22 protein-coding genes are annotated in these 20,193 nt (G+C 69.8%); 5 read left to right on the plus strand and 17 right to left on the minus strand.

The window, feature by feature from the left end:
• Positions 1-49: 49 nt before the first annotated feature.
• The 3 genes from HPO96_RS12445 to HPO96_RS12455 are packed head-to-tail and all read left to right on the plus strand — an operon-like array spanning position 50 to position 2,220.
• The gene (locus tag HPO96_RS12445) at positions 50-1,126 is read left to right on the plus strand and encodes an ATP-dependent DNA ligase (protein ID WP_171673507.1); all 1,077 of its coding nucleotides are present in this window, start codon (positions 50-52) and stop codon (positions 1,124-1,126) included.
• The gene (uppS, locus tag HPO96_RS12450) at positions 1,126-1,656 is read left to right on the plus strand and encodes a polyprenyl diphosphate synthase (RefSeq protein ID WP_171673508.1); all 531 of its coding nucleotides are present in this window, start codon (positions 1,126-1,128) and stop codon (positions 1,654-1,656) included. Before HPO96_RS12445 ends, uppS begins: the two co-directional genes overlap by 1 nt.
• Before the next feature lie 60 nt (positions 1,657-1,716).
• Positions 1,717-2,220 carry a hypothetical protein gene (locus tag HPO96_RS12455; RefSeq protein ID WP_171673509.1) on the plus strand — a complete coding sequence of 168 codons (504 nt, stop codon included), beginning with the start codon at positions 1,717-1,719 and terminating at the stop codon, positions 2,218-2,220.
• Here HPO96_RS12455 and HPO96_RS12460 read toward each other — a convergent pair whose 3' ends face one another.
• From HPO96_RS12460 to HPO96_RS12475, 4 genes are all read right to left on the minus strand, one after another.
• Entirely contained in the window at positions 2,221-2,397 is a 177-nt protein-coding gene (locus HPO96_RS12460) for a hypothetical protein (protein ID WP_171673510.1), read from the minus strand.
• A 19-nt stretch (positions 2,398-2,416) separates the two neighbouring features.
• Positions 2,417-4,297, minus strand: coding sequence for an ABC transporter ATP-binding protein (locus tag HPO96_RS12465; RefSeq protein WP_171673511.1), 1,881 nt, complete (start codon positions 4,295-4,297; stop codon positions 2,417-2,419).
• Between the two features lie 78 nt (positions 4,298-4,375).
• Positions 4,376-5,146 carry an enoyl-CoA hydratase/isomerase family protein gene (locus HPO96_RS12470; protein WP_171673512.1) on the minus strand — a complete coding sequence of 257 codons (771 nt, stop codon included), beginning with the start codon at positions 5,144-5,146 and terminating at the stop codon, positions 4,376-4,378.
• Between the two features lie 25 nt (positions 5,147-5,171).
• Positions 5,172-6,770 carry an ABC-F family ATP-binding cassette domain-containing protein gene (locus HPO96_RS12475; protein WP_171673513.1) on the minus strand — a complete coding sequence of 533 codons (1,599 nt, stop codon included), beginning with the start codon at positions 6,768-6,770 and terminating at the stop codon, positions 5,172-5,174.
• Between the two features lie 95 nt (positions 6,771-6,865).
• Here HPO96_RS12475 and ypfJ point away from each other — a divergent pair, with 95 nt between their 5' ends.
• Positions 6,866-7,774 carry a KPN_02809 family neutral zinc metallopeptidase gene (ypfJ, locus tag HPO96_RS12480; RefSeq protein WP_171673514.1) on the plus strand — a complete coding sequence of 303 codons (909 nt, stop codon included), beginning with the start codon at positions 6,866-6,868 and terminating at the stop codon, positions 7,772-7,774.
• Complete coding sequence (locus tag HPO96_RS12485) at positions 7,775-8,242, plus strand: hypothetical protein (protein ID WP_171673515.1); 468 nt, start codon at positions 7,775-7,777, stop codon at positions 8,240-8,242. It begins immediately after the preceding gene.
• Between the two features lie 54 nt (positions 8,243-8,296).
• Here the strand turns inward: HPO96_RS12485 and HPO96_RS12490 are convergent, their stop codons facing one another.
• The 13 genes from HPO96_RS12490 to HPO96_RS12550 all read right to left on the minus strand — a co-directional run bounded on the left by HPO96_RS12490 (position 8,297) and on the right by HPO96_RS12550 (position 20,140).
• Positions 8,297-11,275, minus strand: a complete 2,979-nt coding sequence (locus HPO96_RS12490) for a hypothetical protein (protein WP_171673516.1) — start codon at positions 11,273-11,275, stop codon at positions 8,297-8,299.
• 27 nt (positions 11,276-11,302) lie between these two features.
• A complete protein-coding gene (locus tag HPO96_RS12495; protein ID WP_171673517.1) occupies positions 11,303-12,247 on the minus strand; it encodes a hypothetical protein in 945 nt (314 codons plus the stop codon).
• Positions 12,248-12,351: 104 nt separating this feature from the next.
• Positions 12,352-12,996 carry a hypothetical protein gene (locus tag HPO96_RS12500; protein ID WP_337796605.1) on the minus strand — a complete coding sequence of 215 codons (645 nt, stop codon included), beginning with the start codon at positions 12,994-12,996 and terminating at the stop codon, positions 12,352-12,354.
• A 19-nt stretch (positions 12,997-13,015) separates the two neighbouring features.
• Positions 13,016-13,813: a Tad domain-containing protein gene (locus tag HPO96_RS12505; protein WP_184999627.1), complete on the minus strand. Its 798-nt coding sequence runs from the start codon at positions 13,811-13,813 to the stop codon at positions 13,016-13,018.
• Complete coding sequence (locus HPO96_RS12510) at positions 13,803-14,234, minus strand: TadE/TadG family type IV pilus assembly protein (RefSeq protein WP_171673518.1); 432 nt, start codon at positions 14,232-14,234, stop codon at positions 13,803-13,805. The genes HPO96_RS12505 and HPO96_RS12510 overlap by 11 nt, the downstream gene beginning before the upstream one ends.
• On the minus strand, positions 14,231-14,662 hold the full coding sequence (locus HPO96_RS12515) for a TadE family protein (protein ID WP_337796606.1): 432 nt from the start codon (positions 14,660-14,662) through the stop codon (positions 14,231-14,233). The genes HPO96_RS12510 and HPO96_RS12515 overlap by 4 nt, the downstream gene beginning before the upstream one ends.
• 6 nt (positions 14,663-14,668) lie before the next feature.
• Positions 14,669-14,890: a hypothetical protein gene (locus tag HPO96_RS12520; protein ID WP_171673519.1), complete on the minus strand. Its 222-nt coding sequence runs from the start codon at positions 14,888-14,890 to the stop codon at positions 14,669-14,671.
• An 88-nt stretch (positions 14,891-14,978) separates the two neighbouring features.
• Positions 14,979-15,899: a type II secretion system F family protein gene (locus HPO96_RS12525; RefSeq protein ID WP_171673520.1), complete on the minus strand. Its 921-nt coding sequence runs from the start codon at positions 15,897-15,899 to the stop codon at positions 14,979-14,981.
• Positions 15,896-16,795 (minus strand): type II secretion system F family protein, encoded by a 900-nt coding sequence (locus HPO96_RS12530; RefSeq protein ID WP_171673521.1) that lies wholly within the window; start codon positions 16,793-16,795, stop codon positions 15,896-15,898. The genes HPO96_RS12525 and HPO96_RS12530 overlap by 4 nt, the downstream gene beginning before the upstream one ends.
• Positions 16,795-18,105, minus strand: coding sequence for a TadA family conjugal transfer-associated ATPase (locus HPO96_RS12535; protein ID WP_171673522.1), 1,311 nt, complete (start codon positions 18,103-18,105; stop codon positions 16,795-16,797). The genes HPO96_RS12530 and HPO96_RS12535 overlap by 1 nt, the downstream gene beginning before the upstream one ends.
• On the minus strand, positions 18,102-18,896 hold the full coding sequence (locus HPO96_RS12540) for a CpaE/TadZ family protein (protein WP_171673523.1): 795 nt from the start codon (positions 18,894-18,896) through the stop codon (positions 18,102-18,104). The genes HPO96_RS12535 and HPO96_RS12540 overlap by 4 nt, the downstream gene beginning before the upstream one ends.
• A complete protein-coding gene (locus tag HPO96_RS12545; protein ID WP_171673524.1) occupies positions 18,897-19,634 on the minus strand; it encodes a hypothetical protein in 738 nt (245 codons plus the stop codon).
• A 53-nt stretch (positions 19,635-19,687) separates the two neighbouring features.
• On the minus strand, positions 19,688-20,140 hold the full coding sequence (locus tag HPO96_RS12550; RefSeq protein WP_171673525.1) for a hypothetical protein: 453 nt from the start codon (positions 20,138-20,140) through the stop codon (positions 19,688-19,690).
• Positions 20,141-20,193 lie beyond the last annotated feature (53 nt).

The raw sequence follows: 20,193 nt of genomic DNA on the forward strand, positions 1-20,193 counted from the left end.
CGGGTGCACTGTCCACCCGACTCGGGGCGCGGTGGGTCAGAATGACGAGATGGACCTGCCTGTGCTGCCACCGGTCAAGCCGATGCTCGCCAAACCCGTGAAAGGGATCCCGCGCGGGGAGCTGAGCTACGAGCCGAAGTGGGACGGGTTCCGCTCGATCATCTTCCGCGACGGCGACGAGGTCGAGATCGGCAGCCGGAACGAGAAACCGATGACGCGCTACTTCCCCGAGCTGGTCGCCGCCGTCCTGGCGAACCTGCCCGAGCGGTGCGCGATCGACGGCGAGATCATCGTGATCGGCGAGTCCGGCGACCGGCTCGACTTCGAGGCCCTCCAGCAGCGCATCCACCCGGCCGCGAGCCGGGTCAACATGCTCGCCGGGAAGACGCCGGCCCGGTTCGTCGCCTTCGACCTGCTCGCGCTCGGGGACGAGGACTACACCGAGCGCCCGTTCGCGGAACGGCGTACGGCGCTGCTCGAAGCCCTGGCCGACGCCAAGGAGCCGATCCACGTCACCCCCGCGACCACCGACCACGACACCGCGGGCCAGTGGTTCGAGCAGTTCGAGGGCGCCGGCCTGGACGGCCTGATCGCCAAACCCCTCGACGGCCTCTACCTGCCCGACAAGCGGACGATGTTCAAGGTCAAACCCGAGCGGACGGCGGACTGCGTCGTCGCCGGCTACCGCCTGCACAAGAGCGGCCCCGACCGCATCGGCTCCCTCCTCCTCGGCCTCTACAACGCCGAAGGCACCCTCGCCAGCGTCGGCGTCATCGGCGCCTTCCCGATGGCCCGCCGCGAAGAGCTCTTCACCGAACTCCAGCCCCTCGTCACCACCTTCGACGACCACCCCTGGGCCTGGGCCAAACAGGAAGAAGGCGTCCGCACCCCCCGCAACGCCGAAGGCAGCCGCTGGCAAGCCGGCAAAGACCTCTCCTTCACCCCTCTCCGCCCCGAACGCGTCGTCGAAGTCCGCTACGACCACATGGAAGGCATCCGCTTCCGCCACACCGCCCAATTCGTCCGCTGGCGCCCCGACCGCACCCCCGGCTCCTGCACCTACGACCAACTCGAAGAACCGGTGAAGTTCGACCTCGCCGACGTCCTGACAAGCGCAACCATCTGATGCTCCGCCGCCGGGACTCGGCCGAGGTCGACTACCTGATGCGGCTCGCCGAAACCGTCCTGGCCGACCATGTCCGCCGCGACCACCGGTGGCGGCTGCATGTCGCCGGTCAGCTCGATCTGTTGCCTGACACAACGGCACGTGCGCTGAAGGAGGCTGTCGAGGCCACGCGGGACCGGGCGGACGCCGGCGATCTGACTGTCGCGATCGGCTACAGCGGTCGCCTCGAGCTGGTTGACGCCATCCGCGGGGTGCTGGACGAGGCTGCGGCGTCCGGGCGCGGTCTGGACGAGATCGCGGCGACGCTGACCGAGGCGGAGATCAGCCGGCACCTGTACGTGCCGTCGCTGCCGGACGCGGATCTCGTGATCCGGACGAGCGGCGAGCTGCGCATGTCCGACTTCCTGCTCTGGCAGGCGACCCGCTCGGATATCGCGTTCTGCGACCTGAACTGGCCCGCGTTCCGCGAAATCGACCTGCTGCGTGCGCTCCGCACGTACGGAAGGCGGCGGGTGGAACGATTCAGGTGAGTGAAATGTGGGGACTCGGGGGCACTATGGGGGTGTAGGGGCCCGAGAGCGGAGGTTGCTATGTACGACGTTGTGCTGCTGGTGGAGCAGGAGTTGTCGGAGCCGGACGCGCGGCGGGTGGTGGAGCTGCACGAGGAGATGCCGGAGGCGGTCAGGTATCACGTGCTGGTGCCTTGTCACAATGCGGAGGCTGGGGTGGAGGCTTCGATCAGTGCGTTGGGGACGGCGGATCTGTACGGGCCGGGGCTGGCTACGCAGCGGCAGGATCTGGCCGAGGCGCAGCGGGCGATCGACAGTGAGGCCAAGGGGTGCAGCGGCCGGAGTGTGCAGCGGCTGCGGGATCTGGGCAAGGAGGCGGACGGCGGGATCTCGCACGACCGGCCGATCGACGCGCTGATCGCGACTGTGGAGGCGGCGCAGGGGCAGGAAGTGGTGATTCTGACCCGGCCGCATGTGGTGGCGGAGTTCTTCCACCTGGACTGGACGAACTCGGCGCGCCGGCATCTGAAGGTGCCGGTTCTGCACCTGCTGGAGCAGGATCCGCAGCAGGAGAACGCTTCGTAGTCAGTAGCGGAGCAGGGCTACGTAGGTGATTCCCGCGGCCAGCGCGCCGATGAGCAGGGAGAGCGACGTCCGCAGGGTGCGGTCGCCGACCTTGCCGTAATGGCGGCCGTCTTCGGAGTGGTAGGCAACTTTGTAGCCCGCGTACCCCGCGAGGAGGACCAACGCGAGTTTGATCATGCCCCTCCTCCCCGGCGCCTCAGCTCAACGGTAGCGTGCTCTCCGCGAACTGGGTGCGATACAGGTCGGCGTACTCGCCGCCGCGGGCCAGCAGTTGCTCGTGGGTACCGCGTTCGACGATGTTGCCGTGGTCAACCACCAGGATCAGATCCGCGTTCCGCACGGTCGACAACCGGTGTGCGATCACCAGCGACGTCCGGCCGGCCAGCGCGGTGTCGAGCGCTTGCTGGACGGCGACCTCGGACTCCGAATCCAGGTGCGCAGTCGCTTCGTCCAGGACGACGATCTGCGGTGCCTTGAGCAACAACCGGGCGATCGCCAGCCGCTGCCGCTCGCCGCCGGACAGCCGATGACCGCGATCCCCGACGACCGTGTCCAGCCCGTCCGGCAGCGCCTCGACCAGCTCCCGGACCTGCGCGGCCTGGAGCGCCTCGATCATCTCCTCCTCGGTGGCATCCGGCTTGGCGTAGACCAGGTTGGCGCGGATCGTGTCGTGGAACATGTGCGCGTCCTGCGTCACGTACCCGATCCGGTCGTGCAGCGACCGCAGCGTCACGTCACGCACGTCGTGCCCGCCGACCCGGACCGCTCCCCCGCTGACGTCGTACAACCGCGCCACCAGGTTCGTGATGGTCGTCTTCCCGGCACCGGACGGGCCGACCAGCGCGACCATCTGACCGGGCTGGACGACGAAGCTCACATCCTCGAGCACCTGCGCCGACGCGCGCTTGTCGAGGACGGCGACCGACTCCAGACTCGCCAGCGACACCTGCTCGGCCGTCGGGTACGCGAACGCGACATGGTCGAACTCGACGCTCGCGGCGTCCGCCGGTACGTCGGAAGCGTCGGGCCGGTCCTGGATCATCGGCTGCAGGTCGAGCACCTCGAAGACCCGCTCGAACGACACCAGCGCCGTCATCACGTCGACGCGGATGTTCGAGAGCGCGGTCAGCGGCCCGTACAGCCGGCCGAGGAGGGCGACCAGCGCCAGCAGCGTCCCGATCGTGAGCGTGTTGCGGACGGCGAGGTTGCCGCCGACGCCGTACACGAGCGCGGTCGCCAGCGCCGCGACCAGTGTGAGCGCGGTGAAGAACACCCGGCCGAGCATCGCGATCCGGATTCCCAGGTCGCGGACCTGACCGGCCCGCTCGCCGAACTCGCGGCTCTCGATCGCGGGCCGGCCGAACAGCGTGACGAGCAGCGCGCCGCCGACGCTGAACCGCTCGGTCATCGTCGTCGACATCTCGGCGTTCAGGTTCATCTGCTCCCGGGTCATCGCAGCGAGCCGGCGGCCGAGGACCCGGGCCGGGATCAGGAAGATCGGCAGCATCAGGATCGCGACCAGCGTCAGCTGCCAGCTCAGCACGAGCATCGCGCCGACGACCAGGATCAGGCTGATGATGTTCGAGACGACGCCGGACAGCGTCGAGGTGAAGGCCTGCTGCGCGCCGATGACGTCGTTGTTCAGGCGGGAGACCAGCGCGCCGGTCTGCGTCCGGGTGAAGAACGCGACCGGCATCTGCTGCACGTGCCCGAAGACCTTCGTCCGCAGGTCGTAGATCAGACCCTCACCGATCCGCGCCGAGAACCAGCGCTGCAACAAACCGAGGCCCGCCTCGACGACCGCGAGGAGCGCGACCACCAGGGCGAGCGCGGTGACGAGACCGGCGTTTCCCTTCGAAATGCCGTCGTCCACGATCTTCTTGAACAGCAGCGGCGACGCGATCACCAGGAACGCGGAGATCACCACGAGCAGCAGGAACAGCGTGATGTGCAGCCGGTACGGGCGTGCGAAGGCGACGATCCGCCGCAGCGTGCCCTTCGCGAGCTTCTGACCGACGACCGACGCGTCCTGCCGGCGCCAGTTCGCGCCGACCGGCATCCGGCCCATTCCCGACATACGGCTCCCTTCGCGTTCCCCGTAAACCTGGAGAACACTTCAGGTTACGCCGATGTTCCCGGCGCCCGATCGGGGTGCTCAGCCGAAGGCGGCGATGAGCTCCTTGAGCCGGCGCTCCTGCGCGGCCCCCTCGGCCTTGAGCTGATCGGCGTACGAGCGATCGGCCGCGCCGAGCAGCAGCGCCTTCGTCTCCCGGACGGCGCCCGCGAGCGGCGTCAGTACGGCGTCCGTCAGGTCCTTCACCGTGCCGGCGAGCTCCTCGGCCGGGACGACGATGTTCGCCAGGCCGAGCTCCTTCGCCTCGGCCGCCTCGACCCAGCGCGTGGTCGCGCAGATCTCCAGCGCCCGCGAGTAGCCGACCAGCTGGACCAGCGGCTGCGTGCCGCCGAGGTCGGGGACCAGACCGAGGGCGGGCTCGCGCATGCTGAACTTCGCATCCGGCGTGAGCACGCGCAGGTCGCAGGCGAGCGCGAGCTGGAAACCGGCGCCGACGGCGTGGCCCTGGACGGCCGCAATGCTGACGATGTTCGGGTTCCGCAGCCAGGAGAAACCGGCCTGGAACTCGGCGACGATCTCGTACACCTCGGCCGTCGGCTTCGCGCCGAGCGCGAGCAGCGGCTCCTCCCCCTGGTCGTTCTCGCCCATGATGAGCCGCCGATCGAGACCCGCCGAGAACGACTGGCCCTCCCCCGACAGCACGACCACGCGGACGTCGTCCGGCAGCGAGCGGCCGAAATCGGCCAGCGCCCGCCACATCGCCGGAGTCTGCGCGTTGCGCACCTCCGGCCGGTCGAGCACCACACGCGCCACCGGGCCGTCCACCGAGAACCGCAGTCCGAGATCCGTCATGCGACCTACATTACCCCGGAGTAAGTTAAGCGAGCGAGACCAGGTCGGCGTAGTCGTTGGTCCAAAGGTCCTCGACGCCGTCCGGGAGGAGCAGGACGCGCTCGGGCTCGAGGGCCTGGACGGCGCCCTCGTCGTGGGTGACCAGCACGATCGCGCCCTGATAGGAGCGGATCGCGTTCAGCACCTCTTCGCGGGACGCCGGATCCAGGTTGTTGGTCGGCTCGTCGAGGAGCAGGACGTTGGCCGCCGAGACCACCAGCGTGGCGAGCGCCAGCCGGGTCTTCTCGCCACCGGACAGGACGCTCGCGGGTTTGTCGGCGTCGTCACCCGAGAACAGGAAGGCGCCGAGCACGCTCCGGGCCTGGGTCTCGTTCAGATCCGGCGCGGCCGTCTTCATGTTCTCGATCACCGTGCGGTTGACGTCAAGGGTCTCGTGCTCCTGGGCGTAGTACCCGAGTTTGAGGCCGTGACCGTCGATCACCTCACCGGTGTCGGACTTCTCGATCCCGGACAGCACCCGCAGCAGCGTCGTCTTACCGGCGCCGTTCAGGCCGAGGACGACGACGCGCGAACCGCGGTCGATGGCCAGGTCGACGTCGGTGAAGATCTCCAGCGAGCCGTAGGACTTCGAGAGCTCCTTGGCCATCAACGGCGTCTTGCCGCAGGGGGCCGGCGTCGGGAACGCGATCTTCGCGACCCGGTCCGAACGGCGCTCTTCGTCCAGCGAGGACATCAGCTGCTCGGCCCGGCGCAGCATCTGCTGAGCGGCGGTCGCCTTGGTCGCCTTGGCGCGCATCTTGTTCGCCTGCTCGACCAGCTGACTGGCCTTCTTCTCGGCGTTCGCGCGCTCACGCTTACGGCGGCGCTCGTCCTGCTCGCGCTGGGTCAGGTAGGCCTTCCAGCCGACGTTGTAGATATCGATCTCGGCCCGGTTCGCGTCCAGGTGGAAGACGCGGGTGACGGTCTCCTCGAGCAGGTTCACGTCGTGGCTGATCATGATGACGCCGCCGGCGTACTGCTTGAGGAAGTCGCGCAGCCAGACGATCGAGTCGGCGTCCAGGTGGTTGGTCGGCTCGTCGAGGAGCAGCACCTCGGCCTGCGCGAACAGGATCCGGGCGAGCTCGACGCGGCGGCGCTGACCACCCGACAACGTGCTCAGCGGCTGGCCGAGGACCCGGTCGGGCAGGCCCAGGTTCGCCGCGATCCGGGCCGCCTCGGACTCGGCGGCGTACCCGCCGGCGGCGTGCAGGTCGGCCTCGGCGCGCTCGTAGCGGCGCATCCCCTTCGAGCGGGTCTTCTCGTCGGCGCTGGCCATCGACTTCTCGGCGCTGCGCAACCGGCGGACGACCTCGTCCAGGCCGCGGGCGGACAGGATCCGATCCCGGGCGAGGACGTCGAGATCGCCCGTCCGCGGGTCCTGCGGGAGGTAGCCGATCTCGCCGGACTTCGTCACCGAGCCACTGGCCGGCAGACCCTCGCCGGCCAGGATCTTGGTCAGCGTCGTCTTCCCGGCGCCGTTGCGGCCGACCAGGCCGACCTTGTCCCCCGGGCCGACCCGGAACGACGCCGGCGCGAGCAGCTGGCGGGCGCCAACACGCACCTCGAGATTGGAGACAGTGATCATCGGGGTGCGGGCGTCCTCAGGCTCGTCGGATCCGGTCGGCGGGGCTTATCGGCGGCGCTCCACCATCTCCCACTTCGGGGTCTAGTCTACCGAGTGTGAAATTCAATCCCGACGCGGATCTCGACACCAGCGGTGTCGAGGACACCCGAGGCAGCGGCGGAGGCGGCGGCAGCCTCCTGCCCGGCGGCATGATCCCGGTCGGCGGCGGGATCGGCGGCATCATCCTGCTCGTCGTCATCGTCTTGCTGAACGGCGGCATCCCCGGCCTCGGCGGCGACGGCTCCGGCGAGCCGGAGGTGCAGAACACCGCCCCCGGCAACCTCAGCTCGTGCAAGAAGGGCACGGACCTGGAGAAGAACGCCAACTGCCGGTTCGTCGTCTACCAGAACTCGGTCGAGGGTTTCTGGTCCACCGAGCTGCCCCGGCGCGGCAAGAAGTACCAGCCGGCCGCGATGCGCGTCTTCGACGGCTCGGTCAGCACCGGCTGCGGCCCCGCGACGAGCGCCGTCGGCCCCTTCTACTGCCCGCCCGACAAGAAGGTCTACCTCGACCTCGGCTTCTTCCAGACCCTGCAGACCGAGCTCGGCGCCAAGGGCGGTAACTTCGCCGAGGCGTACGTCGTCGCCCACGAGTACGGCCACCACGTCCAGAACCTCTACGGCATCCTCGGCCGCATCAAGACCCGCAGCGGCCCGACGTCCGACGCCGTCCGCTCCGAGCTCCAGGCCGACTGCCTGGCCGGCATCTGGACCAACCACGCCACCACCGTCCCCGACAAGGACGGCGACACCTTCATCTCCGACCTGACCCAGGACGACATCGAACGCGGCCTCGACGCCGCCGCCTCCGTCGGCGACGACCGCATCCAATCCAAAACCCAAGGCCAAGTCACCCCCGAGTCCTTCAGCCACGGCACCGCCGACCAACGCATGCGCTGGTTCACCAAGGGCATGCAATCCGGCGACCTCACCACCTGTGACACCTGGTCCGCCTCCACGCTGTAGATGAGCGACTACATCCTGTCGGTCATCCCGGCCGACCAGCAGTGGCAACCCAGCCGGACCGCCGCCGATCGCCTCACCGCGCTCGCGACCGAGCTCTGTCCCCGCATCCCGAACGGTACCGACGTACGCGTCGACGCCACCTGGTACGACGCCCTCACCGCGGTCGACCCGGGCGAGTGCCTCGAGAGCATCACCTGCCCGCTCTGCACGGCCGCGATCGATCTCCAGTGGTGGGCCGATCTACTGGAAGACAACCAGGGCCCCACCTTCACAACCCTCGCCACCACAACCCCGTGCTGCGGCGGCGCCACCACCCTCGACACCCTCCACTTCGACGAACCCTGCGGCTTCGCCCGCTTCGAGCTCGCCATCTGGAACGCCGACCGCGAATCCTTCACCCCGACCGAGTTGGCCACCCTCGCGGCCGCACTCGGCCACCCGGTCCGCCAGATCCGCGCCCACATCTGACCCACACACCGCCACCTTGCACGTTGGTGCAAGGCGGCGGGGGTGTGAGCTGGGTCAGGCGACTTGGGCGGGGCGGTGGTAGCCGGGGAGGAGTTCGTCGACGAGGGCGTCGGTTTCGGGTTCGGGACCTCGGGGGGTGCCGTGTTTGGCGAGGGCCAGGTAGAGCTGGGTGGCGACGTTGGTGACGTCTTGGGTGGTGCCGAAGTGGGAGGCGAGGCGGAGGGTGGCGCGCCAGAGGTCCTCCGAGGCCGGGGAGAAGCTGAGGCCGGTTTGGAGGGCGGTGCGGGCCATGGCGCCGTCGTTGTGGGCCAGGGAGGCTTCGGCGAGTTTGAGGGCGGCGTCGACGACCTGCTCGGCCATCTTGCGCTCGATGCCGGAGGCGGCGAGCCAGGAGTAGCGGCCGGCCGGGAGGTTGGCCCAGGCGGGGCCGTGGACCAGGGCCAGGGCCGTCGAGAGCGGGGCGCGGGGGTCTTCCATCATGGTGGCTTGTTTGGCCAGGGTGCGGAAGACGTCCCAGTCGACGCGGACGATGCTGCGGTTCAGCATCCAGCGGCCCGACTCGTCGGCGTACATGGCGTCGTTGCCGACCCAGCGGCGGGTGTGGTCGAGGGCCGCGTCGCGGAGCTCCTCGCTGATGCCGCGGGGCCAGATGGCGCCGGCCAGGACGTTCGGGTGGACGCCGTAGTCCTGGCTGGCCAGGAAGGCGACGATCTCGGTCGAGAGCGCGATCCGGCCGTCGTCGATGGCGCCGCGGGCGTCCACCTCGACCGGGCCGAGCAGGTCGACCTCGACCGGCGCGGGGCGGCTCAGGTCGGTCGCGGAGAACTCGTACGCCGGCATGTCCTGCTCGGCGCGGCGCTTGTCGCCGCCGTCGGACTCGGCCGCCTCGAACAGCGCGACGAGATCCTTGACCTGCTCCGGGGTGACGCTGTGCGCGTCCACCTCGAGGCCGAGCAGCCGGCAGACCGCCTGCGCCTTGTCGTCGACGACGAAGCGCCACGGCGAGCTGAGGACGTCGCCGACCACGACAACCGCGATCCCGCGCTTCTGGTCCGCGGCGAGACGGTTCAGCTGGTCCTGCTCCTCGGCGGACGGCGGCGCGGACACGAAGATGATCTCCGCACCCCAGAGCGCGACATCCGGGTGCGCCGTCCGGCCGTCGGCGGCCGAGACGATGTTGCGGCGCTCGCAGGCCTGGACCTGGGCATCCGTCCGCTGGGTGACGTCCGCGATCGCGTCGTCCAGGCGGACCCAGTACTTCAACCGGCCCGGCGCGAGCGCCGAGAGGTCGTCACCGAAGCCGACCATGCTCACATGAGCGCCCTCGGACCAGAGGTTGGTCGCGAGCTCGACGGCGAGTGAGCCGACGACGTCGCGGGCGGCGTCCGTGACACCGCCGAAGCTGACGATGCCGTTCGCCGTGTCCAGGTCGACGAGGACGGTCGCGCCGTCCGCGTTCTGGCCGATGGTGACGAGCGTGGGGTACGGCGCAGGCACAGCCGTCAGGTCGGCCGTCGGGGCGTAGGCCCGGCGGAGCGTCCAGCGGGTGCCCTCGGCGATCGCCTGCCACGGCCCGGGCGGGGCGGGCTGCGCCTCGTACGGGTCGAGAACGAGCGTCAGCGCGCTGTCGGTCACCAGAGCGGCGACGACCTTCGGCATCGGCCGCTCGGCCTTCACCATGTCGGCGCCGAGCTGGCGCAGGGCGACGTCCACGAACTGAGCGGTCGGGATGTCGGCCGCGAGCCGCAGGCCGACCTCGGTCTGCCGCTGGCCGGCGGCCTTCGGGCCGGGACCCTGGGCCCAGCCGCGACGGCGCTTCAGCGCGATCGCCAGGCCGGCGGCGAGCAGCGTCGCGCCGAAACCGTAGATGCCGGCCTGGGTCGCGTCGAAACCGCCGTCCGCCGCGACCGGAGCCGCGTCGGGAACCTTCGTCCCGCCGGCGACCGGATCGCCGGGCTGAGAGCTGCCGGGCTTCGGATCGTGCGCGGGGTTGACCGGGTCACCAGGGCGGATGTTCTTGGCGCCCGGATCCGCGGCGGCGCTGCCGACCGTGACCGAGGAGCCCGACTCGACACCCTGCTCGGACCAGCGGCTGCCCTGCTCCTCCCCCGCGACATGCGCGGGCTTGGGCGTGGCGACGCGGGTCGGCTGCTGCTCGGCCGGCTTCACCGGCTTGACCGCCTTGCCCGGCTGGTCGACGTTCACCCGCACGGTGTGGACGCCGGCGCCCTTCGCATCGGCCGGCAGGCGGACCTGCCAGCCCGGCATGATCAGATCCGGGTTCGTCAGGCGACGGCCGTCGGGCTGCAGCTTGTTCTTGTTGAGGTCGTAGATCTCTTTGTACCGGCGGCCCTCGCCCAGATACCGCTCGGCGATGTCCCAGAGGCAGTCGTAGTTCCGCCCCGCGGGCGGCCGGACCTCGGTGTACTTGACGACCTGGCCCTTCTGGTCGTTGTTCGTCCGGACGCCGGTCGCCGTCTTCTTCACGGTCTGATCGCCGGAGAGCACCGAACTACGCTTCTCCGTCTGCCGGTACGACTCCCGCGTCTCGTGCTCACCGCCCTGGACGACGGACACCGAGCTGGGGCCCGCCGTCGTACTCGCGGTCACCGCCGTCGCCACCGGCATCCCCACGCTGGCCGCGCCCGCAATCAGCACCACGGTCGAGATCAACCGCCGCGCCAGCGACTGCGACCCGCCGCCCAGCGGAATCCGCGGCGACAACCCGTGCCCCCGCACCTCCGCGACCGCCTCCGCGATCAGGCAGACCACGAAATGCGCCCACGCCACCCAGATGAAGAACGCGAAGATCCCCAGCACGGCCCGCACATCCAGCTCCGCGAGCAGGACGTTCCAGTGCGGCATCCGGTCCGGCCACGGCGTACCGAAGAAGCGCAGCAGCACATAAGGCACCCCGCCCACGATCGCCGCAATAGCGATCAGCGCCAGCAACCCCTTGGCCCGATCCGCCCCCGGACTCGACGACCGCTGCTGCGGCAACCGAGCCCGCACCGGCTCACCGGTCTTCACCATGCTCGCTCCTCCGTCCCCGTCCCCACGTCACCCACCGATAGCCTGCACTTCCTGCACCGGCAACCGCTGCACGGCATGCACCTCGGCCGACCCGAGCGGATTCCAGTCCGGCGGCCCGATCCAGTACGAAACATCCCAGGTGATCGTCAGCTTGACGGTGTACATCTTGTCCGGCTGATTCGCACTGGACCGCTTGTAGACGTGCTTGCAGGTGCTCATCTGGGTGAACGGGTCGCTGGTCTCGTCGTACCCGTCGGTGTCACCGGCCGGCACCACGCCCATCGGGCAGGTGAACGGCGGCGTCCCATCGCCGGGATCGACGACCATCTTGCCGACCAGACCGCGCATGACGAGGTCGTGGCTGCCGCCCCAGTACAGGTCCTGGGCGGTCTCCGGGTTCGACTGGTTGTAGAGGATGTACGAGCTGTCCGGCGTCAGGGAAAAGTAGGCCGGAACGTTGACCCGCGGCGTGTACGTCGGCTTCACCTGCAGGATCGGCGCCGGGTACTGGTTGTGGAACTCGTCCCAGAACTCCGACATGTAGCCGGTGGCGGGGCACTGATCCTCTTCTTCCTCGCCGACGGGCACGATCGCACGCTCGATGTGGACGTGCTTGCCGCCGTCCTTGCTGTCCAGGTCGAAGTCGACGATGGTCAGCCGCAGCACCCAGTGCTTACCGGCGGGCGCCTTCGGCAGGTCGATCCCCTTCGGAACCTCCATGTCGCGGCACGGGATGAACACGTTGTTTCCCAGCCGCTCGCGCCACGTCGGAATGGGCGCGCCACTACCGTAGGTGACCTGGCCGTTGCTGCAATAGGCTCCGAACCCGATCGAGTTCACGTACATGCTGCAGCTGCGAGTCCCCTGCTGCACGGTCTGGCCGTCCTCGGCCATCGCGGTCGCACCAGGGAAGATCAGCAGCGTGAGCACGGTGCCCAGGGCGATCAGCCCGCGTCCCACGCGATTGCGCATCCTTTGCTCCAGAGGGTCGTCCTAGCGGCAGATTATCTTCGACCGAGGGCATCGTGCCCGTTATCCGGTGTCCCGTCACCTCTTCGCAACCTCGAAATACGGGCCTAGGCCGGATATTTCACGCCTGCACAGCTGATTCCGGCCGCCGGCCCGATCTTGTACGGCAGCCAGCCCAGGCCGGTCTTGATCATGTCGATCGCCTGCGGCTGACCACCCGGAGTCGCCAGTGCCCACGCGTTGGCCTTCGGATTCCAGTACTGCGTCGTCTGCGACCGGCAGGTCTTCACCCGGACCACACCCAGTGGCTGGCTCGAGATTCCGCGCACCACCACACTTCCCGGCGGCTTCATCACCCAGCCGTTGACCTTGGCATCGACGATCACCTGGCCGGCATCGGCGAAGAAGTAGGCCGGAAACTTGTTCTTCACGAGACTTGCGTCCTTCGCGACCATCGCGTCGTAGTAGCGCGGCAACGACGTCACGAGCCCTTGGACGGCGGGATTGCTCGCGTAGTTCCCCGGAACGACGATCACGTTGGCCTTCTTCGGCGGCGTCGAGACCGGAGCGCTGGGCTGCTTGGTGGGCGCCGTGCTCTCGGGGGCCGAACTACTCGGCGCCGGCGTCGCCGACGCCGACTCGGGGCCGCCGCCGACGGGAACCGGAGCACCGCCGTCGGCAGCGTTTCCACCACAGGCGGTCAGCACGACGGCGCCGGTCAGTACTGCGGCGGTCAGGGCAACGGTTCGCACGCGAGGTCCTTCCTTCAGGTCAGCGCCGGGTCGGTGGGGTCGACGGGTTCGGCGGTTTGGTCGTCCTGGTCGGTTTCGTCGTCGGCCGTTTGGTGGGCGACGGCGGGGTCGAACTCTCCTCGCCGTCGGTCGGCGTCGGGCTCGCCGGCAGGCTCGGCGTACAACTGGCCGGGAACGGGATCGGGTCGAGCGTCCAGGTCGGGGTCGGCGAACCGATCGTCCAGCGCGGCGGACACGGTACGTCGAGCGTCGGCGGCACCGCGGTCGACGAGATCGGCGCCCCCGGCCCGTCACCTCCGGTACTCACGAAGATCGGCGGGATGGTCGGGCTGTCGTCGGCCTTTTCGACGCCTTGTTCGGCGTGGGCGGTGCCGGCGCCGGTGGCGCGGAGGGTGGATTTGCCGATCAGGCCGAGGAAGGTGGTTTTGTTGAGGATGGTGACGGAGATGGTGGCTTCTTCGGCGGTGAGGGTGGTGGGGGCGCAGGTGGTGACGGCGGGGTCGTTGGCGGTGACCTGGGCGCAGAAGGCGGCGATGGCGGTGGTGGCTTTGGGGATGTCGATCTTGGGGTCGGCGGTGTTGAGCTCGATGGTGGCGGCGCCGACGCGGGCGGCCTCCTGGGCGTAGCCGACGGCGCGGGAGCGGGCGCCGAGCTGGCGGCCGCCGTCGATGACGAGGCCGGCCAGGGTGAAGATCATCACCGCGAGGATGATCACGGCGGGGCTCAGGGCGCCGCGCGGGAGGATCGAGCGGTGGTTGCCGGGGGCATCGATGCGGAGGAACTCGACGATCCGCGAGCGGTGTGATTCAGGAGCCATCGCGGACTCCGCGGTACGGGTCGACCGACGAGCTGAAGCGTTTGGTGATGGTGGTGTCGCCGCCGATGCCGAGCAGGTTGAGGTCGCGGTAGTCGATGGTGCAGGTGACCTCGACCGAGAGCGGGGCGCCGGCGGTCAGGGCGCTGGTGACGGTGCCGGCCGCGGTCGCCTTGCAGGACTTGATCGACTGGTCCATCGTGCGGCTGACGGCGTCGTCCAGGCGGCCCTGGGCCTCGGGCAGCGAGCGGGACTGGCTGGCCGCGCGGGCGCCGTCGCGGGCCGCGCTCTCCAGCAGCGAGGAGGTCTGGAAGTAGCGCCCGCAGGCGAGCAGGAACATGAACAGGATCAGCAGGATCGGCGCCAGGATGACCATCTCCAGGGCCATCGTGCCGCGCTCACCGCGAAACTGAGGACTCCTCATTGGTCGTCCGCCTCGAACTGCTCGATCGGGCCGGTCGCCGTCCGCTCGACATGCAGTTTCAGGCCCGGCACCAGCGACACCGTGTCACCGCTGACCGTGAACGACACCATGCCCTCGGGATTGTTGTACGCCGGGGGCGCGACGGCCGGGTTGCGCAGCGTCGTGCCGCCGAGCTCCTTGGTGTAGGCCTCGATATCGGTCCGCACCTTCTCCCCCACGCCCGGCGTGTACACCGGCGGCTGCACCAGCCGGAGCCGGGAAACGCCTTCCTGCGCGGCGTTCAGCGCGACCGACCGCCCGTACAGGTACAGGGCGGTCTGGATCGAGATGAAGATCAGCGCCATGATCGTGGGCGCGAGGATCGCGAGCTCCAGCGAGCTCGCGCCACGCTCGGTACGACGGCGCCGGCGAAGGGGGCGGACCGGCACGGTGGATCAGCCGCCGTTCTCGATCTCGCCGGAGTGCTTGGTGATCACGCGGCGCACGATGATGCCGATCGCCAGCGCGGCCGTGACCAGGATGCCGGAGATGATGGCCCACTCCAGCGCGGAGGCGCCGAGCTCGCCGCGGCCCTGCTTGGCCTTCGCGCGCTGCGTGTGCGCCCGCGCGACCGCGTAACCGGCCATCGCGCGCCAGAACTGCAGTTCCGTGTTCATTTCGTTTGCCTTCCACTTCCTGAGGCCGGGGCTGGCCTCAGTATGCCCTGTACGACGGACAGTTCAGCTGAACGGATCCGTACCCGTTTCAGCTCGCCAGGATCGCGATCCCGGCCGGGAAACCGAGGAACAGCATGAACGCCGCGCACATCACCAGCTGCGCGACGAGCATCGACTGCGACCGCTCCCCCGCTTTGCCTTCGACGTCGGCGAGCTCCTTGCGGCGCAGCGACGCGGCCCGGGCCAGCAGCGAGGCGCGGATCTTCGCGCCCTCGTCACCGGCCAGCGCGAGCGCCGACGCCAGGTCCCGCAGCTCCTCGACGCCGAGATCCTCGCCCAGGCGGGCCATCGCGTCCCACGGCGTGATGCCGATCAGCCGCGCGTTGGCCAGCGCCTGCCGGATCCGCGCCATCGCCCAGTGGTCGCCGATGGTGGACGCCGTCATCAGCGCCTCGGGCAAGCCGCGGCCGCCGGCCAGGTTCATCGCGACCAGATCCAGGAAGCTGCCGACCACGTGCCGGAAGTCGCGCCGCCGCGCCTCGGCCTCCTGGCGCAGCGCCAGATCCGGCAGGAAGAACGCGAACGCCATCGCGCCCAGCGTCACGACCGCCGGCGTCGCGCCGGGCGCCGCGAAACCGATCGCGCTGAACAGGAACAGCACGATCGGGATGAAGATCAGCGCGCCGAGTGCGAAGAACACCTTGGTGGCCAGCATCGCCGCGAACGGCTGGTTCATCACCGCGAGGTCGCGGCGCAGCTTGCCGAAGGCCCAGCCGCGGGCGTTCGCCTCGGCCTCGAGCCGCCGGCCCAGCGTCTCCTTGGCCTTGTCCAGACCGCCGAGCGTGCGCTCGCCGGCCGCGCTCGCGGTCGCGCGGCTGGTGTAGCCGGCCCGCCCGGCGTCGATCCGGGCGATGGTGGACAACACGTTCGCGCGCGGTTTGACGAACATCCGCACCAGCAGGAACACGCCGAGCCCGACGAGCGCGCCGGAGAAGAAGGCCCAGGTCATCCGCCCACCACCTCCATCCGCTCCTCGGACCGCCCGGCCCGCTTGTCGTTCCCGCCGATCAGGAACCGCTCCGGCACCTCGATCTTGGCCAGTTTGCGCAGCCAGATCAGGCCGAGCGCGTACAGGGCGATCACGATGAACAGCACGAACTGCCCGATGAAGCTGGTGTACGGCGCGACGTACTGCGGGTTGAACAGCACCAGCGCGGCCGCGACGAGCAGCGTGATCGCGACGACGACCTGCACCGAGCGCCGGGTGGAACGCCGTTCCGCGGCGACCTTCCGGCGGACGTCGAGCTCCTCACGGGCCGAATCGGCCAGCGCGCTCAGCACTTCACGCAGACCGGGCCCGCGCAGCCGCGCGTTCAGCACCAGCGCCGCGACGATCAGATCCGCGGACGGATCGTCCAGGTCGTCGGCGAACCGCATCAGTGCCGAGGGCAACGGTTCGCGGATCCGCAGCCGGTCGACGAGCAGGTTCAGCCCGGGTTTGATCGCGGGCGCCGCGTTCACCGCGGTCGCCGGAATCGCCTGCTCCAGACCGACCGCGCCCGCGATCGTGTCGCGCAGGGCTTCGGTCCAGGTGGCCAGCGCCTCCAGCCGGTCGATCGCGCGCCGCTCCTCGCCGGTACCGCCGAAGAACCGGTCGGCCATGCCGGCCAGCAGGCCCAGGGCCGCGGCCAGGACCAGCCACTTCGTCACCACCAGCACGATCAGGCCGACGGCGATCCCGCTGCCGATCCGGATCAGCTGCTTGCGGCCGTCGACGTTGTTGCGCCGGAAGAACGACGGCGTCTCGTCCCGCGGCTCGGTGCCGCGGATCGCGATGATCAGCAGCAGGATGCCGCCGCCGACCACCGCTCCGCAGAGCAGCGCGAGCAGGGTCTCGTCGGTCATCAGGCCCACGTCCCGTGCACGAGCGGCTGGTAGCCGAAGTGCTCGAGCTCGTCCATACAGGCGATCGGGGCGTGCGCGGCCGCGTGCCCGTCCGGCCCGGGCGCGAAGACCTCGCCGGACAGCACGCGGCCGTCCCAGCCGGTCACCTCGCGGATGCTCTCGACGTACCGGGTCAGCGTGCCGCCGTGCTGGTAGTCGTTGTGCTTGCGGACGAACACGACGAAGTCGAGCGCGCCGGAGATCAGCATCTGGGTCGCCTCCATCGGCAGCCGCTCGGACGCCTGGATCGCGTAGGTGCTGATCCGGTTGAACACCTCCATCGAGCTGTTCGAGTGGATCGTCGACAGCGAGCCGTCGTTACCCTGGCTCATCGCGTTCAGCATCGTGACGATCTCGTCGCCGAGCACCTCGCCGACGATCACCCGGGACGGGTTCATCCGCAGCGACCGGCGGACCAGGTCGGCCATGCTGACCATGCCGACGCCCTCGGAGTTCGGCAGCCGCTCCTCGAACGCGACCACGTTCGGGTGCAGGTCCTTGAACTCGCCGAGGCCGAGCTCCAGCGAGCGCTCGACCGTGATCAGCCGCTCGTGCGGCGCGATCTCGTTGGCCAGCGCGCGCAGCAGCGTCGTCTTCCCGGAGTTGGTCGCGCCGGCGATCATGATGTTCTTCCGCGCCCGGACGGCGGCCCGCAGGAACGAGCCGACGTCGTCGGAGATCGTGTTGTTCGCGACCAGATCGCGCAGGAAGACGCGGCCGAGCCGCGCGCGCCGGATCGAGACCGCGGGCCGCGACGTCACGCCCATCACGGCGGACAGCCGGGAGCCGTCGGGAAGCCGCAGGTCGAGCTGCGGGTTCGCCGAGTCGAACGGGCGGCTGGTCAGGCCCGCGTGCGCGGCCAGCACCTGGATCAGCTCGACCAGCTCGTCGTCGCTCTCGGCGACCGGGCCGGGGGTCTCCTCGCGGCCGTCGCCGTACTGGACGAAGACCTGGTCGCAGCCGTTGATGTCGATGTTCTCGACCTCGGGGTCGTCGATCAGCGGCTGCAGCCGGCCGACGCCGAACAGCGCGGAGTGGATCGCGCCGGCGATCTGGGCGTCGTCGTCCGGGGTCGGCGGCGTCCGGCCCTCGGCCAGCTCGTAGCGGGCGTGGTCCTCGAGGACCTGCACGATCAGCGACCGGGCGTACTCGCGCTCGTCCTCGGCGCTCATCGGCGGTACGCCGTTCACCTGGTCGCGACGGCGTTGCTCGTTCAGCCGCTCCGCGACCTGGACCCGCAGGCGGCGGACCAGCTCCTGATCGGCAGTCATCGCTCCCCCTGCCCGGGGAAGGCCGCCTGGGCCATGTCGAAGTCGTGCGGCGTGGCGACCAGGGCCGACATCTCCGCGGCGATGTCGGTCGCGGACCGGATCAGCTGGGTCTTCTCCAGCCGGCCGTGCCCACGGCCGTCGAAGAAGGCCGCACCGACCGGGTCGTACGCCAAATGCCACCGATGCCGGACCGGCACGGACATCTGGTCGAGCACGGTCCAGACCTGCTTGACGGCGTCCCGCTGCTTCGGGTCGGCCACGACGACCACACCGAGCTGTGCGTCGACGTGATGGACCAGCGAGGAGAGGCGCTCGCGGAGATGCGCCACGGACGAGCCGGTCGCCGTACAGACCATGACGATCAGCCGTGCGGAATGGATGACGGGCAGCTGCGGCGCAGTCGCGCTGACGCGGCCGCAGTCGGCCAGTACGTCGGCTGCCTGCATCTGGTTGAACGAGATGCCCAGCGGGTGCCACAGACCGCCCATACCGCCGATCTGCTCGGGCGAACGGACGCCGAGCAGCACGTCGAGGCCGCCGTCCAACTGCTGGCTGTGCGCGAGGATGACCTCGTCGCCAAGCCCCTTGCGGCTTGCGGCGGCCAGGGAGACCAGACCGCGGTCGGAGTTCAGCGGTGCGCCGCCAGGAGCCGTCATCCGGATCGCAACGTCGCTACCGGACGGGTCGCACTCGGCCAGCAGCACCTGCCGCGGCCAGAGCGCACCGAGCACCAGACCGGCGGTGGTGACGCCAGGCGAGCCCTTGGCGCTCGCAAATGCCACGAGTGCCATCTAGTTGGCTCCGGTGACGCGCGGGAGGTCGGGCTTGGTCGCCGGGTTCAGCTTCACCAGCACCAAGGTCTTCGCGGCCGCCGCGGCTGCTACCGCCGGCGCCTTGCCGCTGGGCACCAGGATCGTCACGTTCAGCGTGTTGACCGTCGAGGTCTTGTCGGCCACCACCCCGCCGGCCGAGGCGGTCACCTCGGCCGCGGTGACCAGGATCCCCAGCCCGGCGGCGTCCTGGTTCGCGCTCGGCACGCGCACGACCTGCACGATGTCGCCCTCGATCAGACCGCCGGCCGGCGCGCGGCCGGCCTCCAGGACGACACCGAGCTCCGCGCCGGCGGAAGGGATCGGCGTGTCCTTCTGCAGGTTGTTCTTGTTCAGGTACTGGCCGTTGTAGAGCCAGCCTGTTGTGTACTGGCCGAGGTACCTGTCCTTCTCGGACCACTTGATCAGGCCCTCGGTGGCGCCGGCGAGATCGCCACGGGCCAGGTCACCCGGCTGCAGGCGGTGCCCGGGCGGCATCGGCTCCTTGGTCGCGATCGCGACGTAGCCCTCGCGGTTGCCGCTGTTCAGCGCGATCAGCGCCGAGCCGGCGGCGCCGAGCAGGATGAGGATGACGGCGAGGGCAGCCAGGGCGGGCCGGCGCTCTCGGCTGCTGGGGAGGCGGTTCGTACCACCGCCCGCCGAACGGCCCGCTCCGCGGGCGCTGGAGGACGGAGTACGCGTTGAGGACGAGAGACTCACGCGCCCTACCGTAACGGCACCGCAGGCCCAATTCGGTCAGGAGCCACTGGCCGTTACCGGCTCGCGACCCGGCTGCGCTCTTCGACCGTCAGCAACTCGGTGAAGGCACCCGGACCGCCGTACAACTGGTCTAGATAGGCATACAGGCCGTGCAGCGCCAGGCCGAGCTCACGCTGCCAGCCCTCCGCGCTCTCCAGCACGGCGGCCAGCGCGCGGCCTTCGGTCAGTGTGACGGCGGAGTTGACCGGCTGGTCGAGGCGCTCGCCGACGCCGGTACGCCGGGCGCTCAGCTCGCGGATCACGCTTGCCAGCGCGGCGCGCGGCGGGCCGGCCAGCAACTCGTCGAAGCCGCGGCCGCCGTACAGCTGGTCGAGGTACTCGCACAGGGCGAGGAACAGCTCGACGGCGTCGTACTCGTTGCCGTCGGCCGCGACGTGCCGAAGTTGCGCGATGACGCCGCGGGCCTCGGCGACGGTCCACTGCGAGGAGCCCAGGCGCTCAGTCATGCGTCGATCCTAGGCGGACCGCGGGCGTAATTCGTTAACAGATCGGGTGCTCC

This window comes from Kribbella sandramycini (assembly GCF_013131805.1).
GTDB lineage: Bacteria > Actinomycetota > Actinomycetes > Propionibacteriales > Kribbellaceae > Kribbella > Kribbella sandramycini.